The organism is Leptospira dzoumogneensis (assembly GCF_004770895.1).
In the GTDB taxonomy this organism is placed as follows: Bacteria; Spirochaetota; Leptospiria; order Leptospirales; family Leptospiraceae; genus Leptospira_B; species Leptospira_B dzoumogneensis.
Genome location: NZ_RQHS01000016.1, coordinates 178,974 through 198,633 on the forward strand (window position 1 = coordinate 178,974; position 19,660 = coordinate 198,633).

Here is a 19,660-nt window from a genome sequence, read left to right on the forward strand (position 1 = left end):
CCAAGATCACCTTCATGCCCGGTCGGATCCTTATACAGAATCGGATTTCCAGCAACATACATAAAGCGGTTCCAGTTCTGAGTAACGACACCTCGCTCTGGAATCACACTATCCGCGCTTGTAAACCTCGCGATCTGCGGATCGTAATATCTTGCATTATAAAAATAGAAATTAGTCTCTCTATCTAACTCTTGGGAGTTATACTTAGGAGCAAAGTCCAGAGTTCCTCTTTGGACAAGAGTCTCTCCATAAGGCTCATACTGCATTCTTGAGAGGGTATGAGCACCTTCATCCAAAACATGAGCAACAGAGTCTACCTGATCCGTTAAGAAATACGCAGTGACTCCATCTTCATTTAGAGCAGCGATCCGCACTCCGTTTAAATAAACGTTATTAATAGAGCTTAAGATATTGGTTTCTTCAGAATATTCTAAGCCGTAGAATTTACTTGGATACAGGATCTCCTGGTTTTTGAAAGAAGCACCACTTGGAACTAATGCTTTCTTGCGAACTCTGAATCCACCTTCGTCATAATAATAGTTACCGATAGTGGTGCTGAGTGCATCTTGGACCTGAGTGATCCTATTCTGGGAATCTACTGTGATCGTCTTGGTCAGGTCTTTGAAATTATCCCGCTGGTAAGTCATGTTCCCGGAGGAATCGTAGCTCATGACCAAGCGATTATTTCCACTTTGGGTGGAATCGATCTGTGTGACTTGGTGGTTGGAATATTGGTAATTCCACTCGTCTATGAGGGTATTATCGTTAAAGTTATGATTTCGTTTTGCGAGTAGGTTCCCGTTCTTTGCGTATGCAAAACTTTGGCGGAAGGTTTTTGTGTAATTGTCTGCAGATTCTTGGTATTTATGATATATTGGGGGAGGTCTCCCCCTCGCTTCAGCCGCGTTACACGCGTCTTACGCTACCCCTCTCCGGGAATCCAAAGCTCCGAACCCCGGACCGGATTTGCGCCTTAACTCATTTTTACTCATGCAGAGACGCTAAGACGCGGCGAGTGGAGTGAAGCGGTTCGAATTAATTTGGAAGTTTTAGGAGAAGTTTTTTGTGATCTGATAGTCATAGGCGAAGATTCGTAAGACTCGCCAGCAAGCAAGAAACCCAGCATTCTGATTGAAAATTATATTTCTATGATTTAATCTTAGCGAAAACTGTAATCCGCAGACCCCATGCTAGTTGTTCTCTTAAGTCCTTTCCTAACCCGAGCCTCATCCAACTAATTACTTTGTAGCGAAATTTCCTTCTGCCTCTCATTGAAGGTTCTCCTTTTTCTCGAATTCCTTTCGCTACAATCTTAGGTCTGCAAGGGGAGTTTTTCTGTTTAATCTTTATATCTTTTTTTCAAAATAAAAGTAAATATCAATAATACCAAAAAGTAAGAACATAATGCCTGCTATTTTAATATTTATAGTAAACCTTCGAGAACTAAAAAATCTTTTCAAATCTCCTTCTTCATACTGTGATTCTGAGGAATTTTGAATTAGTGAAGTTTTAAAGAGCAGAAAATATGCAATTAGGAACTTAGATAAACATTTTATAATGATGCCTAAATCATTACCATCCATATTTCGTCTCCGTTACTTTTGAACTGTTTGTTCGAGAACCTCCTCCTCCGGGGCTTCCAACGCCAATTTCAAAAGTAAAATTATTGGTTCCCGGTGAGTACCCTAATCCTGCACCGACACCTTTTATATTTACATTAAAATTTACCCCTTCGCCAGTCATTATATTCTCCATTTCCGCTTTATTTGGTTGTTTCCACGAAAGCACCCAGCCATATGAAGCGTTTCCTGAAAATGCCTTTGTCAGAGAACCGCCCGACAAAGCTTGACTTTCATAAACTGTTCCATAACGATCTATCATATATCCTCCGCCAGCTGTAAATTCTCCAGCTTTAGATATTCGCCCTGAACCTTGAGCTGACATGTAATCCGGAGAGCGATGGTTATTTATTAGTTTTGAATCACATGAAGGAGCTTGCCCAAAGCCAAATCCACAAATAGAAAGCTCCATAGCTTCCCTACCAACTCCTTTAGTTATATTCCAAACATCTTTTCTGGTGATTTCTGGCCAAAGTGATTTCTTAACTTTTGGTTTCAAAGTAATCGGATCAATTCCTTTATTAAGAGGACGAATTTCCGGAGTGGTCGGACGACCCAATAGTTTTTGATCAGAAGGAAGTAATCCAGAACCTACTCCATTGGAATTTCGTGGGACAAATGCTGGACTCGCAGAGTTCGCCGTTTCATAAGGAGAAGGAAGAAGTTTTTTAGGAACTGCGTTATGCCCAGTTGGATCCTTATATCGAATCGGATTCCCCGCAACATAAGAGAATCTATTCCAACCCTGCGTATTCCGTGCCCCATCAATGATCGTATCCGCACTTGTAAACCTCGCAATCTGCGGATCGTAATATCTTGCATTATAAAAATAGAAATTAGTCTCTCTATCTAACTCCTGAGAGTTATACTTAGGAGCAAAGTCAAGAGTTCCTCTTTGGACAAGAGTCTCTCCATAAGGCTCATATTGCATTCTGGAGAGTGTATGAGCACCCTCATCCAATACATGAGCAACTGAGTCCACTTGGTCAGTTAAAAAGTAAGCAGTAACCCCATCTTCATTTAGAGCAGCGATCCGCACTCCGTTCAAATAAACGTTATTAATAGAGCTTAAGATATTTGTTTCTTCAGAATATTCTAAACCGTAGAATTTACTTGGATACAGGATCTCCTGGTTTTTGAAAGAAGCTCCACTTGGAACTAATGCTTTCTTACGAACTCTAAATCCACCTTCATCATAATAATAATTTCCAATCGTTGTGCTAAGTGCATCTTGGACCTGAGTAATTCTGTTCTGGGAATCTACTGTGATCGTCTTGGTCAGGTCTTTGAAATTATCCCGCTGGTAAGTCATGTTCCCGGAGGAATCGTAGCTCATTACCAGACGATCGTTTCCACTTTGGGTGGAATCTATCTGAGTGACTTGGTGGTTGGAATATTGATAATTCCACTCGTCTATGAGGGTATTATCGTTAAAGTTATGATTTCGTTTTGAGAGTAGGTTTCCGTTCTTTGCATACGCAAAACTTTGGCGGAAGGTTTTTGTATAATTGTCCGCAGATTCTTGGTATTGGCCGTCTGCGGCGGTGAGTCGGTTTAACCCGTCGTAGTTATAATTGTATGCTGCTGTGTATTCGCTGGATGTGTTTGTGATCCCTGTGATATTATTTTGGGAGTTAAAAGCATACACTGCATCTTGGAGTGTTTTTGTGGTTCCGTCCACATCTCCAACCGAGTTGATGCAAACTAATCTTTGTTTTACATCGTAGATATAGTTGGTTTGGACTCCGTTGCCTAAGCTGAGTATGGATATGTTGGGGGAGGTCTCCCCCTCGCTTCATCCAGCCCTTGCTTAAATCATATCCCATTTCAGGATAACCCCTTTAAAACGCAAGAGCCGGATTCCGCTACCCCCTCTCCGGGGACTTGCTGGCTGCGAACCCCGGACCCGGATCCTTTATAGTTCGGAATTTTAAAAAGCTGCGATTCTCACGCAGAGCCGCTAAGGCGCAGGGGCTCGCGCTTGCATGAGCGAAGGTGCGCAAAACCCTCCTTACCGAAAGGAACAACTGCAGCTTGTTGGAATTCCTATATTGAGGCGTGTAAGGAAGCTTGATTGGAAAATTAGAAATTTATGATATGGTTGTATCTCAAATGAAATTATAATCCTACGATCTTCGGACTGGTTCAAGTAAAGTCTTTCTATCAAAAGCACCTTTATATCGCCCTGCTTCAACTTTTATAACGGGCTAAGGACAGGAGGGAGGAGGAGATTTCCTATAAACGAGAGAAAATAATAAATATGCCATCGCAAAGAAAGAAAAGAAATCGAAAAAAACGTTGCTCAAAAGTACTTTTTCTTGAAAGTCAAAATAACCAGGAAACATGACATAAAAAGTTTTCTCTGCACTGATATTAATTACTCCATATTTTTCTTTAAATCCAGATTTTTTAATTGTACTGCAAATAGACGGGCTTTCCATAGGATGATTTTTGGTGGGATTATAAATACAATACAGTCCAGGAAAAGGAATTAATGTTTTACCATTTACTTCGTAAGGATCAAAATAGAAAAAAATCAATAAATAAATTACAAGCATAGATTTTAAAAAATATTTCATTTTTCGCAAAACCACTAATCCAATTTAGCTATTTTCCCGTAGTCAAAGACTTATTGTTTTTATTATTATAATTTTTCATAATTCTATCATTTTCTTTCTTACTTCTCAAATCGCTCAACCAGAAATCATCAAATTTTAAAAACCGTCTAGAAGCAGTAGGGCCATCTACTGATCTTTTCCCATCCGAAGACTTAATACTTCCCTCCCTATTCGCCGATCCTGAGAAACCGAAGGGTAAACCTAACTTTAATCCGCGAAATTTCACAGGTAAGCCTGTGCTTAAAACAATATCCTTATTTTTGGACTTATTTCTATATCTTTCATCAACCATGATGGTAGTGCCAAGACTTATTGGCCCAAAGTTCCCATTTATAGTATGATATTCTTTTTCACCGTCTATATAATTTTCTTTTGTATCATTTACGTCATAATAATTTACTCCAACACCTCCGTTTACGCCAATTGTAGGAGTTATGTTGATAAATAATCCTCGAGCTCGTTTTGTATCTCCACCCACATCTATATCTTCTTTATACATCCCGAATTCGGCCAAATACCCAGCACCTAAAGTAGCTTCTGCGGAAACACTTACAATTTCAAGTTTTGCTGGAAAAATAGGATTTCCACACATTTCGGGTCCACATTCTTTCATTGGGACATGCCCCGTCGGATCCTTATACAGAATCGGATTTCCAGCAACATACATAAAGCGGTTCCAGTTCTGAGTAACGGCACCTCGCTCTGGAATAACACTATCCGCACTTGTAAACCTCGCGATCTGCGGATCATAATATCTTGCATTATAAAAATAGAAATTCGTCTCTCTATCTAGCTCTTGAGAATTATACTTTGGAGCAAAATCTAACGTTCCTCTTTGTACAAGAGTCTCCCCATAAGGTTCATACTGCATTCTGCTGAGAGTATGAGCACCTTCATCTAGAACATGAGCAACTGAATCTACCTGATCCGTTAAGAAATATGCAGTAACCCCATCTTCATTTAGAGCAGCGATCCGCACCCCATTCAAATAAACGTTATTGATAGAACTTAAGATATTGGTTTCTTCAGAATATTCTAAACCATAGAACTTACTTGGATACAGGATCTCCTGGTTTTTGACAGAAGCTCCACTTGGAACTAGAGCTTTCTTACGAACTCTGAATCCACCTTCGTCATAATAATAGTTACCGATAGTGGTGCTGAGTGCATCTTGGACTTGGATAATTCTATTTTGAGAATCTACTGTGATCGTCTTGGTCAGGTCTTTAAAATTGTCCCGCTGGTAAGTCATGTTCCCGGAGGAATCGTAGCTCATTACCAGACGATTGTTTCCACTTTGGGTGGAATCTATATGAGTGACTTGGTGGTTGGAATATTGGTAATTCCACTCGTCTATGAGGGTATTATCGTTAAAGTTATGATTTCGTTTTGCGAGTAGATTCCCGTTCTTTGCATAAGCAAAACTTTGGCGGAAGGTTTTCGTATAATTGTCCGCAGATTCTTGGTATTGACCGTCTGCGGCGGTGAGTCGGTTTAATCCGTCGTAGTTATAATTGTATGCTGTTGTGTATTCGCTGGATGTATTTGTGATCCCTGTGATATTATTTTGGGAGTTAAAAGCATACACTGCATCTTGGAGTGTTTTTGTGGTTCCATCCACATCTCCAACGGAATTGATCCGGACTAATCTTTGTTTTACGTCATAGGTATAGTTGGTTTGGACTCCGTTGCCAAGTCCAAAACCGGAAGTTTGTCCAAATTCATTATAAGTAATATTTTCAACGATGGTTTTGCTGCAATAGCCAGGGATCACTCCATTTGTATTTACTTGTACTGAAATTCCTGTGATATAACCTGCGGTTCCGTAGGTGTAGCAGGCTTTCATCCGAGTATGGTTGACTGGATGTTCCGGATAATTGATAGAAGTCACACGTCCCAGTAGATCATATTTGTATTCCGTAATATAGGGACCGTCTGCGAGTTCTATGGTCAGATTTTTGATGTTTCTAGTTTCTTTCTTCGCTCTGCCTAATTTGTCGTAGCTGAAGGTTTTGATCTGGACCGAGTCTTCTACTCGCACGAGTTTGCCGAGTGCATTCTCCGCTCCGGAACCACTATCGTAATCGAAATATACGGTTCCTTCCGGTGTATCTTTGGTGATCATTCTGCCGAGAGGATCATACGTAAAACTTGTGGTGATTCCACGCGCATCCGTAGTTTGGGTAGTATCTCCAAATGCATTATAGGAACTTGTGCTAACTCCAAAATCCGGATCGCTGTTTTTCTTTAACCTTCCAAAAGCATCATATAACCAATACGCTTGGTTTTTTCCGGAAGTATCTTTTACATTGATCCCGCTTGTATCACAGGACAAAGCTCCGCCATCATTCAGGTCCGACTTTTTGATCATCTTTCCTGCAAGATCAAAACAGAAACCGATCTTTGCATTGGTCCCATCGGAACCGAAGTCTTCTATATAAAGAACCTGGCCTTTTCCATCTTTTACCGTTCTCTTGCTTGTTCCACCGCTATGGGTCTCAATCGTCTCAAATGGATCGTTATATGTAACGGTTAACGTAGTTGCTTCTGTTTCTCCAACTGCAACAGGAAGGATGGTTTTTTTGGCTCTTCCGATGGCATCATAATCGATATAACTTGGATTTCTTTCTTGGGTATGGAGAACAAAAGTATCTATCTCACCTGCATCTGCCCAATCCGGTTGGCCGGAACGAATGACTTGCCCGTTTCCATTGTACGAGATTTTTCCTGATCTTACAAATTGTCCGTTAGACCCTGTCTTAACTGTATGGATGATCCTGCCCATACCGTCTTTGTAACTGCGAGTTGCAAAACTCGGATCGGCTCCTCCGGTAGGAAAGCTAGTCTTTGCACTATAAGGGAAACTAGACCCATATTCATATACTGCTAAAACTTTGGTTCCGGAATCCGTATCTGCACTGGACTCAACGAGTCTTCCAAAATTATCATATTCAAAATAAGTTTTGTTCCCGTTTGGATCCGTAGAATCTTCCGGAGAACCGAAAGCTTTACTATAGTTCGTAGTGTAGCTGGTCTTAAGTTGGAGAGATCCTCCAAAACTTGTTTGTTCTTTTACAAACTGATGAAGCTGGTCATCATAAACATAAGAGGTCCCACGGGCCGGACTTGAACTTACATTTTTGTCTACTATCTTATTTCCATAAGTATCATATTCGTATTCCGTAATGTTTGCAGAAACAGAAGGGAGCCCGCTTCCCGTATACGTTACAGAATTACGGGTTAGATTTCCTTGGGAATCATAAGTAAGATTACTTGTTGTTTCATGAGAAGAACCGGATAAGGAAACAGTCTTTTTAGGACGGGTCTGGTTCGTTGTGGAATCCGTTTCGAAATCCGTAACGGAGGTAAAACTTTGGGAAGAATGTGCCGAATCTGCATAATGATCCGTGCTTATATCCGTCTTCTTAGTGAGATTATATCCGTTAAAATTCACAGAACCTTCGGAAGTGGTTGTTGCAGTTCCATTGATAAAATTCTGTGTTTTACTTAAACGAGCCAGATAACTGATCTTTCCTGAGACAGTTTCAATCTGTTGGATCTCATATGTCTTTTTAGAAGATCCGTAGTCCTTATTGTCCGAACCAAGGATATGCATTTCTTTTTCAGCGCCAGCAAGAGCACGGTTATGCATAAAGTTGGAATAAGGCTGGCTGAAATAAGAATGAACCGTTCTGGAACCGGTTGCATCCGTCATTGTGAATTCGGTAAATCCAAATGCGTCCGTTTCTTTTTTGCCGTTAATGAAAGCAGAGAAAGAAACCCCGTTTTTATAACTATAATTCTTAGGGATGGTGTTCCCAAGTCCGTCATCTAAGGTAATCTTTGTGCAGACTCTGTAATTGATCGAAAGGTCCGGGATATTATCTCCACCATTATTATCAAACTTAGTAGAATTATCATATTCTAAAGTGTAAGTCCCACCGATCCCGTTCTTGATCTGTTCGATCACATCCGGAACCGTGCCTGTTGACATAGCAAAATACCAAGTAGGCTCTTTGAGATGAATAATACCAATATCTGCGAGTCCATCCCCATTATAATCCCCTTGGATCCATTGAAAAGGATACACTTTACTCATTAGATCCGGACGATCCATAGATAAGGCAAACACGGGAGAAGCCGCAGTAACCAACTTACTCTGAGAAAGATCATAGACCTTATTCTCTCCATCGGAGACAACGATCGGATTTCCTCTATGATCGAATTGGTTCGAAAATCCCACAAGCCCGGGGTTGTATACTGTTCTCGCAATAGTAGTTGCAGTAATTCTAATTTTAGAAAATACAACAGAAGCAGTGTCTGTCGGATCCTCATAAACGATCGAATTGCCGGATACTTCCGGAAAGAGCGCGTATTGGATCCCGGCCTGACTTGTTTTATCATAAACGGTAGTGGATACAGGAATATTCACTGAACCGGTTAGAAGTTTGAAATTGATTGCAGTAGAACCGATAGTTCCTAAATACCATTTATGAGTAGTTCCGGTTCTATCTACGAGTAAGATCTGGGCCTTTCCAACTCCAGAAAAATCTCCGGAAAAAATACTGAAACTTGTTCTTCTGTTCCGATTGGTTTCACTTCCTACTTGGAAAAGATTCTGTAGATACGAATCTAATACATCTCCGGTAACTGTTAGATATTTTGTTCCACTTGGGCCTGTAAGTAAAAATCTTTGGGCGCTTGTGCTTGTTTGGTCATTCAAGACCAAAGCCGACTTGGAATTAGTAGAATCGAAATTATCTATAGCATATGCACTTGAATTGAGATCGAAAGAAACAACCTGAGAGTCTGCGATACTTGCAAAGTCCGTTCTTTTAAAAACGTTTCCACTATCTTGGGTAACGACAAAAAATTTGCTTGTAGTTCCGAAATCACCGAAAAACAAAACTTCATCACGAGTGTTTACAGTATAACGATCCACCTTACCATTGTTAACCGTTACAATCCCAGTTGTCTCCGGACTAAAACCCGTAAGAACTGCTTCTGTAAATGTGGAACCCTTCTTAAAATCAAACACCCCGGTTTTTCTATCAAAAAGAAGCAGCTCGGAAGAAGCAGAACAATCGTTTGTAGTAAAACATCCTGGATATGCAATTTCCCCTTTTCCAGGGTTGGAGTTCCCATCGTATTGATAATCTAAAAGAACAGTTTTGGTATGTGAAGAAGTAGAGAATACACCGAATCCCTTTGTAGGTTTCACTTCATCCAAAGGAAGAGGAGTTTTCATGACTCTGTCTTGATTCGGGCCATAGCTCATATCGCTATAAATTTTGTATCTGAATCCGTTAGATGTTGCCTCTCCGATCCAGAACTTTCCGTCCGTCTCAGAGAAAAACCCTACGTCAGTTGCACCATCTCCATTGAAATCTCCTTGGAGCCAACGAGTGATCGTTTTGAATTGAGGAGCTTTGGACCAGATCTTAAAATTAATAGTCCGATTTAAAGTTTCTCCTAAGGTCCATTCACCGGAAGAACGATCGAATAATAAAAAGTCGGAAGTTCCGTCTCCGTTAAAGTCTCCCGAAAATTGATCGTTAGAAAATAAAGTCTGCTCGGGGGCAGTGAATACTTTGTATAGCACCCAGTTGGTAATAAAATAGATCGGATCCGCTTTATTAGGATTTCTAAAATTTTCTCCTACAAACCATTTTCCATTTCTTTGGTCATAGATAGAAATATCAGTAAGTCCATCCGCGTTATAATCTCCGCTTAGGAACTTAACCTTACTTCTATCCTTTCCATCTATACTCGTGTCGTTTGTGCTGACACTATCCAAATTCGCATTCGGAGAATAATCTCCTCTGAAAACATTTTGGAATTTTTTACCTATCTTTAAGAACTCGAAACTCCCACCTTTATTCAACATCAAAGTCCAAAGGCCGGTAGGTTCATCGAAGAGCAGGGAATCGGAAAGACCATTCCCGTCATAATCGCCGGGAAACCACTCCATCCGGAAAATATCCGGGATCCCGCTCATCAATCTTCCATAATTACGAAATTGGAATACTTGTCCGTCATGTTCCGCGACTATGAAGTCTTTAGTTTCCGGCAGGTAGAATGCAATATCGGATCTCCCGTCTCCATTAAAGTCACCGCTTACATTTCCTTTAAAAAATCGGATCTTAGAAGGACCATCATAGTTTTTATAACGATTCCCATATGTTTTAAAATTATATCCGCCTTCTCTTCTTCCTTCTGCCGCTTTCCAATTTCCGGTTTGAGGATTGAAGAATACGATATCCGAAATCGCATCCCCGTTAAAATCTCCTTCAAAATATTGGGTAGAATCAGGAAGAACTTCCGGTTCGCTGGAAGCTTGGTTTGTTATATTCTGCCAGGCTAATATTCCGGAAGAAGAACTATACTTGAATTCAGGTTTAGTTGTATGCCGATCCGAATCTACGGTTTTAAGGATCGGTCTTCCTGAATCGAAAGAAGTATCGTATATAAGAGAATACGTCCAAAGTTTGCCGCCAGTCCAACCTACTTCTATCTTATCTAAAAGCCTATCCATGGTCATGGTAAAACCGGGAGCCATACTTACATACGAATCTCCTCTAGGCTTTGTGATAAACTTCACATATTGTTTTGCGGGAAATCCACTTCTGCTGTTTCCGGTATATTTAATCTCTTGGACATATAAGTTCCGTTTTTCGGAATACAGGGAAGTATCATAAGTGACCTGCATATAGTTCCCGTTCCGATCCTCCGTTTTAGAAAGATACCAGCTATATGTTCTGGAAATTTGGTTTGGATCATAGATCCGATTGGAAGAAGAGTCACCAAAGATAGTTTTAGTTCCGCCGGAATCTAAAACCTCCCAAGTCCCTCCGTTCTCTATATTCGTTAATTTTAATAATGCAAAATCTTCTTCCGTGATCTCGGGTCTATACACACCATTCTCATTAGAAGTAGAACCGGAAACTTTGATCAGTCTTTTCCCGTTCCAAGTGAATGTATCTCTGGAATCGTAGAACAAAGCTCCATATTCAGGAGTTCTCGTAATCGCTCCAAGTCCGATGCTCCAACCGATCCCAGTCCATCCATCTCCTCCAGTGGAAGAATAGGATAACGCTAGATTTGGCTGAACTCCCGCTCTTCCCGCAGGAACTTGTATCGGATAACTTAAAGAAACTGCTCCAAAATTATTCGGTTCAGGCGGCGAGATAAACATAGCTCCTGCTAATGCATCCGCTTTCGTTTCCGGATCGTCTATTGTTTCGCTGTAGTTTGTGGAAATAGAAAATAGATCACTTCCTTCCGGTGAAGGTGCGGAACCGGGAGATAGAAAGGAAGTTCCAGAAGGAAGGACTCCAGCGAATTGGAACAGACGATTCATCATATTCGATCCACCGGAGCAGGAAGTAAGGAGGAAGGAAAAGGTTATAGATACGACCGAAAGTCTGAAAAAACTTTGCAATTGTTTCTGCGAAGCGATTTTTCGATTCGGACTCTTTGTAGAAATCAAGAATCTTCTTCCAAACATACCTTTTTCCGTTCTGTTATATTTTATTTTTTTAATAGGAATGGATGGCTTTCAGATTTAACCAAAAGCCACCCTGAGTTTGTTTATGGAACGATCTGCACGCTAAGCGTGTAATCTCTCTCGATCAAAGGAGCGATAAAGAAGTTATTCAAACCGAACTGGAGAGATCCAGGACTCACCAAATCAAGATTAAACCCTCGAATTACTTGCTGAGCAGTATCTTGAGAGAACCAAACCGGAAGAGCTTTTGTATCATACACTCCAAGAGCTACTCCAGACTGCACTCCTTGGTTAGTCGTGCTCACGAAGAATTCTCCACTCCCTTTCAGTGCAAAAGGTGATAAGGTAGCAGTTCTTCCTCGGATGGTCCGTTTATTATTTTCAAAATGTTCCCAAACAGAAAGAACTGTGTTTCCGGAAAGAATCGTTTTTCCTGGCTTTTGGGTTGCTGTCGCAGAAAGTGAACCAATTAACAACTCATTTGTATATAAGAGCTGCCCATCAGCAAGATTCAGAACTTTCAGATAAATACCACCAGACCTAGAATATGTTACAAATACCTGGCCTCCGGATAAAGATGCCTGCAACGCATTCACATCAGAAACACCTGAAACAAGAGTCAAGTCAGTCGTCCCTAATTTAGCTCCTGTACTTAAATCAACTCCCCTTGCATACCAAACGTTTGCTGTAGTTTTCCAAATCACGAATCCCCTATTACCGCTTGCCCTGACAATCATTGGACCAGGAATCGTAACAGCGTTTACGTCAAGAGAACTACTACCTGTGAGCAAAGCACCAGTAAGGATATTATAAACTCTATATCCAATACCTATATTTCCAGTAGAAGTGTTCACATAGTGGCCAAGAAAAAGGACATTGGTATTACCCGCTCCGCTGTCTACTCGGTACTCGAATCTGCCCGTAGAGTTATCCGGATGGACCACGTCATCCAACAAAAAAGTATCTACTGTAACAGCTCCAGTTGATGTATTATAGATACGTGCTCTTCCAAGCTTGTGAATAGAAGGATATGACCCTTGGCTATCTCCCCAAACAACCATAGCGCGATCTGAACTTACAGCCACATCTATCCTTGACCAATCGCCTAGATCGTAAAATCTTGTGGTAACTTTTGTCTCTGCAACGGTCGCCGCATACGTCGTCATATTTCGGACCGCCAAATAAATATCTTTGGCGTTTTCCCAAACAATTACCGCTTTTCCATTATCCAATTTTACAACTAATTCCCCCGGAGAGGTAATCGCAGTTGTGTTAATTTGAAACTGACCAGCAAGCACGTTGCCCGTAGAAACTTGGAATACTTTACCATAAAGGTTGGTATCTCTCCTCCAAATTACCATGGTCGCATCACCTTCGGTAACAGATACTGGCTCGCCCAACGGAACCGCAGTTCCAGGATCACTTAAGATTGTATCGGCTGCGAGTGTGCCTGCTTTGTAAGTACGACCGCTATTCGTAGCCAGTTGGAACATTCCACCGGAAAGGAAACCTGTGAATCCTCCAGCATCAGTCCATGAGTTCCAATAAGGAACCCCTTTATTGTAATTCCCCATCCAGTTTACTGCGAGATAATCCGGATTGTATCCAAGGCATCCAGAAGGATGGAAGAGATTAGCTCCCGAACAAGATACTGTCCCCGACGTTAGTAGAGGAAGATACTGAGGAAGAGAATAATTTGAAGCAGGAGTTCCTGTTGTTTGAGTATTCCAATCTGCAAGGAAGGAATTATCCACGATTAAGCGTGCATCAGGAGAAAGCAATGCACCTGGAATAGAGACTGGAGTCGTCTTGATGTTCTTCTTCTTAATTGCCGTATCCAAGACAACCGTAAAGGAACCTTCTGGATAGCCGGGAGTTGGGAGACTGCTTACTACGATATAAGGGTAAGTATCGCCGCTGACATAAATATAATCATTTACTTCTATCGTCCCATATACTCCGGATAAATAGAGAGTGGTGTCTCCTACGGTCACTGGAGAACTCAATTCTCCTCTCATCTTTTTCACATCAGTATATTTCAAAGGCCAAATGGTCCTACGATATGCACTGTTCAAAGCTGGGCGAACATAGATGTTCACTAAACTATTATTCGGATCGACTATGTTGCTCAACTGAGGCATGCGTAAGCAGATTCGGAATGTTTGATCCGCATAACCGGAAGTATCAATCCACATCTTACGTATTTTATAAGCATCCGTATCATCAGTGTCTTTGTAAACATGAACCCAATCCGTTCTTTGCCCTCCAAAACCTAAACTGATCTCAAAATCCATGACTTGGTCGATATTGAAACGTTTTGTTGCAATGGCAGGAGTATATTTGAAATCGCTAAAGTATTGGTAAGAGCCACCGTTTTCTGGTAATCCGAAACTTGGATTCAAATATTTGGTCTGATCCAGCTTAACCGTAAATACAACCTTCTCGTTAAATCCTACTTTTCCTACATAGAAAGATTTTTGGTCCGGCTCATATGGATTCTCGCCGAATTGAGAAAGATCCCACTGAGTATTCAGTTTAAAGAATGAATTAGGATCATTTGGATTGATGGATCCACCTGTCAGATTGGAACCGGAAATTCCGATTGGTGTCGCTCCGTATGGCGGATTCTCTTCATTTTTAGCAAGGTCTTTAACAGTAATATAAACTATGTCATAATAGTCGCCTGCCCAGATAATTGAATCCACACCTTTTACCATTTGAGCCTTACGGATATTACCCGGATCAAAAATACGAATATTTGAACCATCGACCCAATATTCAGTGGGTGCGTTAAATTTACCATGCGAGTAAATTGCCCAGACACCTGCAGTTTTTCTTTCTTCTTCTGTCCATGAATTGATCGGCTTCTGAACACAAGCAGTACGGCTGACTCCATCAGAACCTGCAAATGTCTGATTTACGCAAGGCAAGTTCGTTGGGATTCCTGCTATAGATTTAATTCCCTTAATATGTAGTTTTGAATCACCTAAGGATGGAGCAAACTCACTATAATCAAGAACATAATCTTGAAACTCTACTTGGGGTCCTGAACAGGCAATCCTTTCTAATGCTTTCTTAAGTGTTACGCCAGGAGATAATGTAGTAGCAGTAGTCGTCACGCAAGGATTATTCGAACTTAAATCATCAAAGGCAGCAACTCTATATTTTTCTCTATATTGTGGCCCGTAAATTTTAATTAAACTTGTTCTTCCTTTGGAATTTTCCTCTACGATCTTCAAGTTATCACCCGAAAAATTCAATAGAGCGGATTTATAATTCGAATCCGCAACATGAGTCATCGTGTAATCTACGATGAAAATTTTTGGAGTATAACCGGAAGCAATTGCACTTTCAATTTCTGCAGTATTTAAGTTCGGAAGTTCCACAACATATGGTCCGAAATCATCTCCCCCATAAACTTCTACTTGGAATAAACTATAATCGTCATTTCTCAAACGGAAACTTTGAACTGGAATTAAATCTCCTCGAGCATCTTCAAACATTAAAGTGCAAAGAATATTGCTTAGCTTAACTGGCATGTTAACCGATCTATTTTTAATATATAGTGCGGCCCTTACATAACCTGCATTTGCATCGACTTTCGAAGTCTGGTTAATTTTAGAACTTTTTTCCGATCTATATTTCCTAGCCTTATTACTTGCGGAATCAGACTTAACAGTTTTTGCTTCTTTATCGATATCGTTCTTAAACGGTTTATCTGCCCATTTTGTCGTAGTCGCTTCGTCTAAATTTCTAGCAGCCCAGCTATTTGCGGTTTTGTAAGACGCTGATGCAGAAGCAGACATCGCAGCAGGAGATTCTGATCCACCTACAGAAACTGAAACGCTTGCACTAGCCTCTACTTGATTAGATCCGCTTGCTTCTACTTCCCTTTTATATTGATCTTGGAATTGAACTGTTCTTAAATTTAATTCATTTTGGTGAATTGATTCGGAGCCCTCATTCTTAGTGGACTCCAGATCGTTCGAATTGATCTCGCTTACGATCTCGTCACTTTCACCAGAACTACTTTTTAAAATAGCGATCTTCATGGTAACTGGCGGTGCGACAACTGTGTCAATATCGGGATAATCGGCTACCCATACGTTCGTAGTAGTTTCATTGATGTTTAATATTCCATCTCCATCGAAATCGTTAACGATTGTAGTTCCGGTAGGATCAATTGCGCCGCCAAAAGCTTGAGCGCTTACTTTTGTTCCCGGTTTCAAATTAAAAAGGTTATTTACCGGAGTTGTTGGTGTTCCACCATTCCCGCCAGGAATAGGAACTCCGCCCTTATCTACCACTAGAGGAACCTTTTCCGCAACTAACCATGTGGCTTTTTTCAAATCCACATCTCCGCTGCCAAAACCCCAGTCGCTTAAACAACTTGCAAAAGAAAGTACAACAGAAGTTATAATAACTTTTCTAACAACAATCCTAACGATCAAATCGAACATCGAACGAACCTCCGGTTCCCCATCACTTAAAGAACCAAATCCAAAATACAAAACATCCCGGACAAATTTTTCGACATGAGTCTACTTTTTTGACTGAGTTCAAATCTTTACTCACAGTTTTGTCAGATTCATCTTTGAATCGAAACAGAACTTGGGCGTTTGAATGGACGTTTGAAAAAAGTTCCCATTTTTGTCTAATTTTTTGCGGGAGACTTAAAAAAATTTTTGAAACGTTAAGAAAACAGGCAGTTATCAGAACAAAATCCGGTTAACGGAGAAAAATTTGGGAACCTTTTCTATCAAATGGGATAACGGACTTCAATAAGCGGCTATCCCATAATGGATATTTTACATTATCCTAATATGGGATATTTATATGTCGAATTCTTGATAAAAATTTATATTTTATATTTTTATAATATAAAAATCCTAATATCTGGAATTTAATTATTTATAAACTCATTGAATTGTCTGCAAATAGTTCGGGAATCAAATCATAAAGTCACTCTTCTCCTCTTGATTTCGATCAAGAGGAGAATCATTCATGAATTTTTTCACACTAGATTCAGATTATTCCTTAATGGATACGGTTACCTCATTTAGGGTAACGGATATTCTCCTCAGAATTCAGGAATGAACTCATACATTTTCATCATATAGAGATCGATTTTATTGCGGAAGACTCAACTTGCATCTTTTCTTGCACTAAAACATCTTTTTTCAATAATATATTAAATATTTATAATATATTATTATCCCTCTCAGTCCAATTAAGTATAAAATCATTTAAAAAATGAGACATATCCTACCATTACCGACCGTTCACAACAAAACCGTCCTCCCCCTAAATCTTGCGAACAAATGTTCAATAAAAACGAACAGTGTTCCATGGTCTTACAATCCAATGAATTTTTCTTGTCGGGAATCCAGGTAGAATCCATCTTTTACCAGAACAATCGTTCTACTTCAAACAGATCAAATTCTATCTGTACGATCCGAAAGTTTCAAAATTCGTTATCCGAGGACATAAGAGGGATCCAAATGGCAAAACAATTCGAAGGTAAAGTCGCATTAGTTACGGGAGCTGCATCTCCCAGAGGTTTAGGCCGCGCTATCGCCAATACTATCGCAAGAGATGGTGGAGATGTGGTCGTTGTAGACTTAAATAAAGAGCATATCGAGCAAGCAGCTGCTGATATCGCTAAAGAATTCGGCGTTAAAACATTAGGTATTCCGGTAAACGTTACTAAACCGGAAGACTGCGACGCTGCTATCAATGCTGTTAAAGAGAAATTCGGTAAATTGGACTTCTTAGTAAACAACGCAGGTGTTCTGAAAGATAATCTTTTCATCAGAATGAGCGAGCAAGAGTATGATTTCGTGATGGATGTAAACGCGAAAGGTGTGTTCTTAATGACCAAGTATGCTTCTAAACTTCTTTTAAAAGCTCCTTCCGGTAGAATTGTGAACATCTCTTCTCTTTCAGGTCTTTCAGGTCAGCCTGGACAAGCCAACTATTCTTCTTCTAAGGCTGCTGTAATCGCTCTTACTAAAGTTGCCGCGAGAGAATTTTCAGGCAGAAACGTTTTAGTAAATGCAGTTTGCCCTGGTTACGTGCAAACAGACATGACTGCTTCTCTTCCGGAAGAAGTCCAAAAAAAACTTACCGATCCTATGTTCATTCCTTTGAAGAGACCTGGTACTCAACAAGAGATCGCTAACGCTGTTGAATTTTTCCTTTCAGACAAAGCATCTTATATCACCGGTGTTTTCCTCCGTGTAGACGGCGGCGCCGGTATCGGAATGTAAGGAGTTATCCATGAGAGAAGTAGCAATCATCGGGGCCTATGAAACGGTCCACGGTAATCATAAAGATAGGACTTTACGCGATCTAGTTACTGAAGCCGGTAACGGTGCTATCAAAGATTCAGGCATAGACAGAAAAGAGATCCAAGCTGTTTATGTGGGGAATTATGCCGGTAATGAGTTTAACGCTCAAAACACTATGGGTTCTTATGCAGCCAACTTACTCGGATTAGGTGATCGTCCAGCTATCAGAACCGAAGGAGCTTGCGCTTCCGGCGGGATTGCGATGAGACAGGGTGTTCTTGCTGTTGCATCCGGCCTGTACGATACTGTTTTAGTTCTGGGCGTGGAAAAAATGAACGGTTTAGATCCTGAAACCACGATGGAAATCGTGGCAAGAGGCCAAGACCAAGATGTAGAAGGCGGTTATTGTATCTCCGGTCCTTCCGGTTTTGCGCTAAACGCGATCCGTCATATGCATGAGTTCGGAACTACTAAGGAAATGTTAGCAACTGTTGCTGAAAAAAACTATTTCCACGGCAGTCTAAATCCATTTGCCCATAAACAAAAAGAGATTTCTTTCAATAATATTATGAGAGCAAGAATGGTAACTACTCCATTCGGTTTTCATGATGTTTCTTTGGTTACGGATGCTTCTGCGGCGGTTGTGATCACTACTAAGGAAAAGGCAAAATCCGTTCGTAAGGACTATGTTGTTGTAAAAGGTTCCGGGATCGGTGGAGACTACTTCAATGTGGCTCTTAAAAAAGATTCAGTAAGCTTCCCCGCATCTGTTCAAGCGGCTACAGAGGCATTTAAAATGGCCGGTATAGAAAGAAAGGACATCGATGTTCTGGAATGCCATGACTGCTTCACGATTACCGAGATCATCAATATAGAAGATCTTGGCTTTGTAGAAAAAGGAAAAGGCGGCCAGTTCACTAAAGACGGCCATACTCGATTGGGCGGAAAACTTCCTGTAAACACTTCAGGCGGTTTGAAAGCAAAAGGCCATCCGGTTGGTGCTACAGGCGTTGGTCAAGTTGTGGAGATGACTTACCAACTCAGAGACCAATCCGAAAAACGACAAGTAGCGAATGCCCGCACTGCTTTAACTCATGTTTTAGGCGGCCCGGGTGCAGTTAGTATAGTGCATATTCTGCAGAGGGGGGAATAATGGCGGAGATTATGGAAGCTCATTCTTTAACCGGAAAAAAATGCAAGTCCTGCGGATTCGAAGCTACTGATCCTGTTGTTTCTTGCACAAGCTGTGGATCGGATGATGTGGAAGCTAAAACTTTTTCAGGCAAAGGAAAAGTTTACACTTACACTGTGGTTCATGTCGGTTTCGGTCATTTGGCTCCAAGAGCGCCTTACGTTCTTGCAGTCATCGAGCTGGAAGAAGGTGCAAAAACCATGAGTATTATCGAAGGAGAATACCAAGGTAAACCTGTCACTGAATCCGTTGCGATCGATATGCCTGTTCTTTTCGATAGAACAGAAACTTCGACGGGATTTATTTTTAAACCCGCTTGATCTAAAAAGGAAGCGGGGTGGGACTCCCCCGCTTTTGTTTTACAAAAAACCAATAAGTCCGATTCTTTTCCATTCTCAGAAATCGATATTAAGAATCATCTCCGGATGCTTTGA

Annotated in this window: 7 protein-coding genes and 1 pseudogene; 3 read left to right on the forward strand and 5 right to left on the reverse strand. The window is 40.7% G+C overall.

Annotated elements, in window-relative coordinates; all coding sequences use genetic code 11:
• Positions 1–14: 14 nt before the first annotated feature.
• The 5 genes and pseudogenes from EHR06_RS19270 to EHR06_RS10820 form a co-directional block, all read right to left on the reverse strand.
• A pseudogene (locus tag EHR06_RS19270) lies at positions 15–866 on the reverse strand (RHS repeat-associated core domain-containing protein); the annotation flags it as partial.
• 706 nt (positions 867–1,572) lie between these two features.
• Positions 1,573–3,300 (reverse strand): RHS repeat-associated core domain-containing protein, encoded by a 1,728-nt coding sequence (locus EHR06_RS19380; protein ID WP_341867506.1) that lies wholly within the window; start codon positions 3,298–3,300, stop codon positions 1,573–1,575.
• A 526-nt stretch (positions 3,301–3,826) separates the two neighbouring features.
• Positions 3,827–4,198 (reverse strand): hypothetical protein, encoded by a 372-nt coding sequence (locus EHR06_RS10810; protein ID WP_135757003.1) that lies wholly within the window; start codon positions 4,196–4,198, stop codon positions 3,827–3,829.
• A 28-nt stretch (positions 4,199–4,226) separates the two neighbouring features.
• Positions 4,227–11,600, reverse strand: coding sequence for a SpvB/TcaC N-terminal domain-containing protein (locus EHR06_RS10815; RefSeq protein WP_244288571.1), 7,374 nt, complete (start codon positions 11,598–11,600; stop codon positions 4,227–4,229).
• Between the two features lie 227 nt (positions 11,601–11,827).
• Positions 11,828–16,204 (reverse strand): LIC12048 family lipoprotein, encoded by a 4,377-nt coding sequence (locus tag EHR06_RS10820; protein WP_135757004.1) that lies wholly within the window; start codon positions 16,202–16,204, stop codon positions 11,828–11,830.
• Between the two features lie 1,041 nt (positions 16,205–17,245).
• On the opposite strand from EHR06_RS10820, the gene EHR06_RS10825 reads away from it, so the two are divergent.
• From EHR06_RS10825 to EHR06_RS10835, 3 genes are read left to right on the forward strand one after another with little or no spacing between them, the layout of a single operon-like run.
• A complete protein-coding gene (locus EHR06_RS10825) occupies positions 17,246–18,013 on the forward strand; it encodes a glucose 1-dehydrogenase (protein WP_086448525.1) in 768 nt (255 codons plus the stop codon).
• A 10-nt stretch (positions 18,014–18,023) separates the two neighbouring features.
• Complete coding sequence (locus tag EHR06_RS10830; RefSeq protein ID WP_135757005.1) at positions 18,024–19,187, forward strand: thiolase domain-containing protein; 1,164 nt, start codon at positions 18,024–18,026, stop codon at positions 19,185–19,187.
• Entirely contained in the window at positions 19,187–19,546 is a 360-nt protein-coding gene (locus EHR06_RS10835) for a Zn-ribbon domain-containing OB-fold protein (protein ID WP_135757006.1), read from the forward strand. Before EHR06_RS10830 ends, EHR06_RS10835 begins: the two co-directional genes overlap by 1 nt.
• Positions 19,547–19,660: the final 114 nt, after the last annotated feature.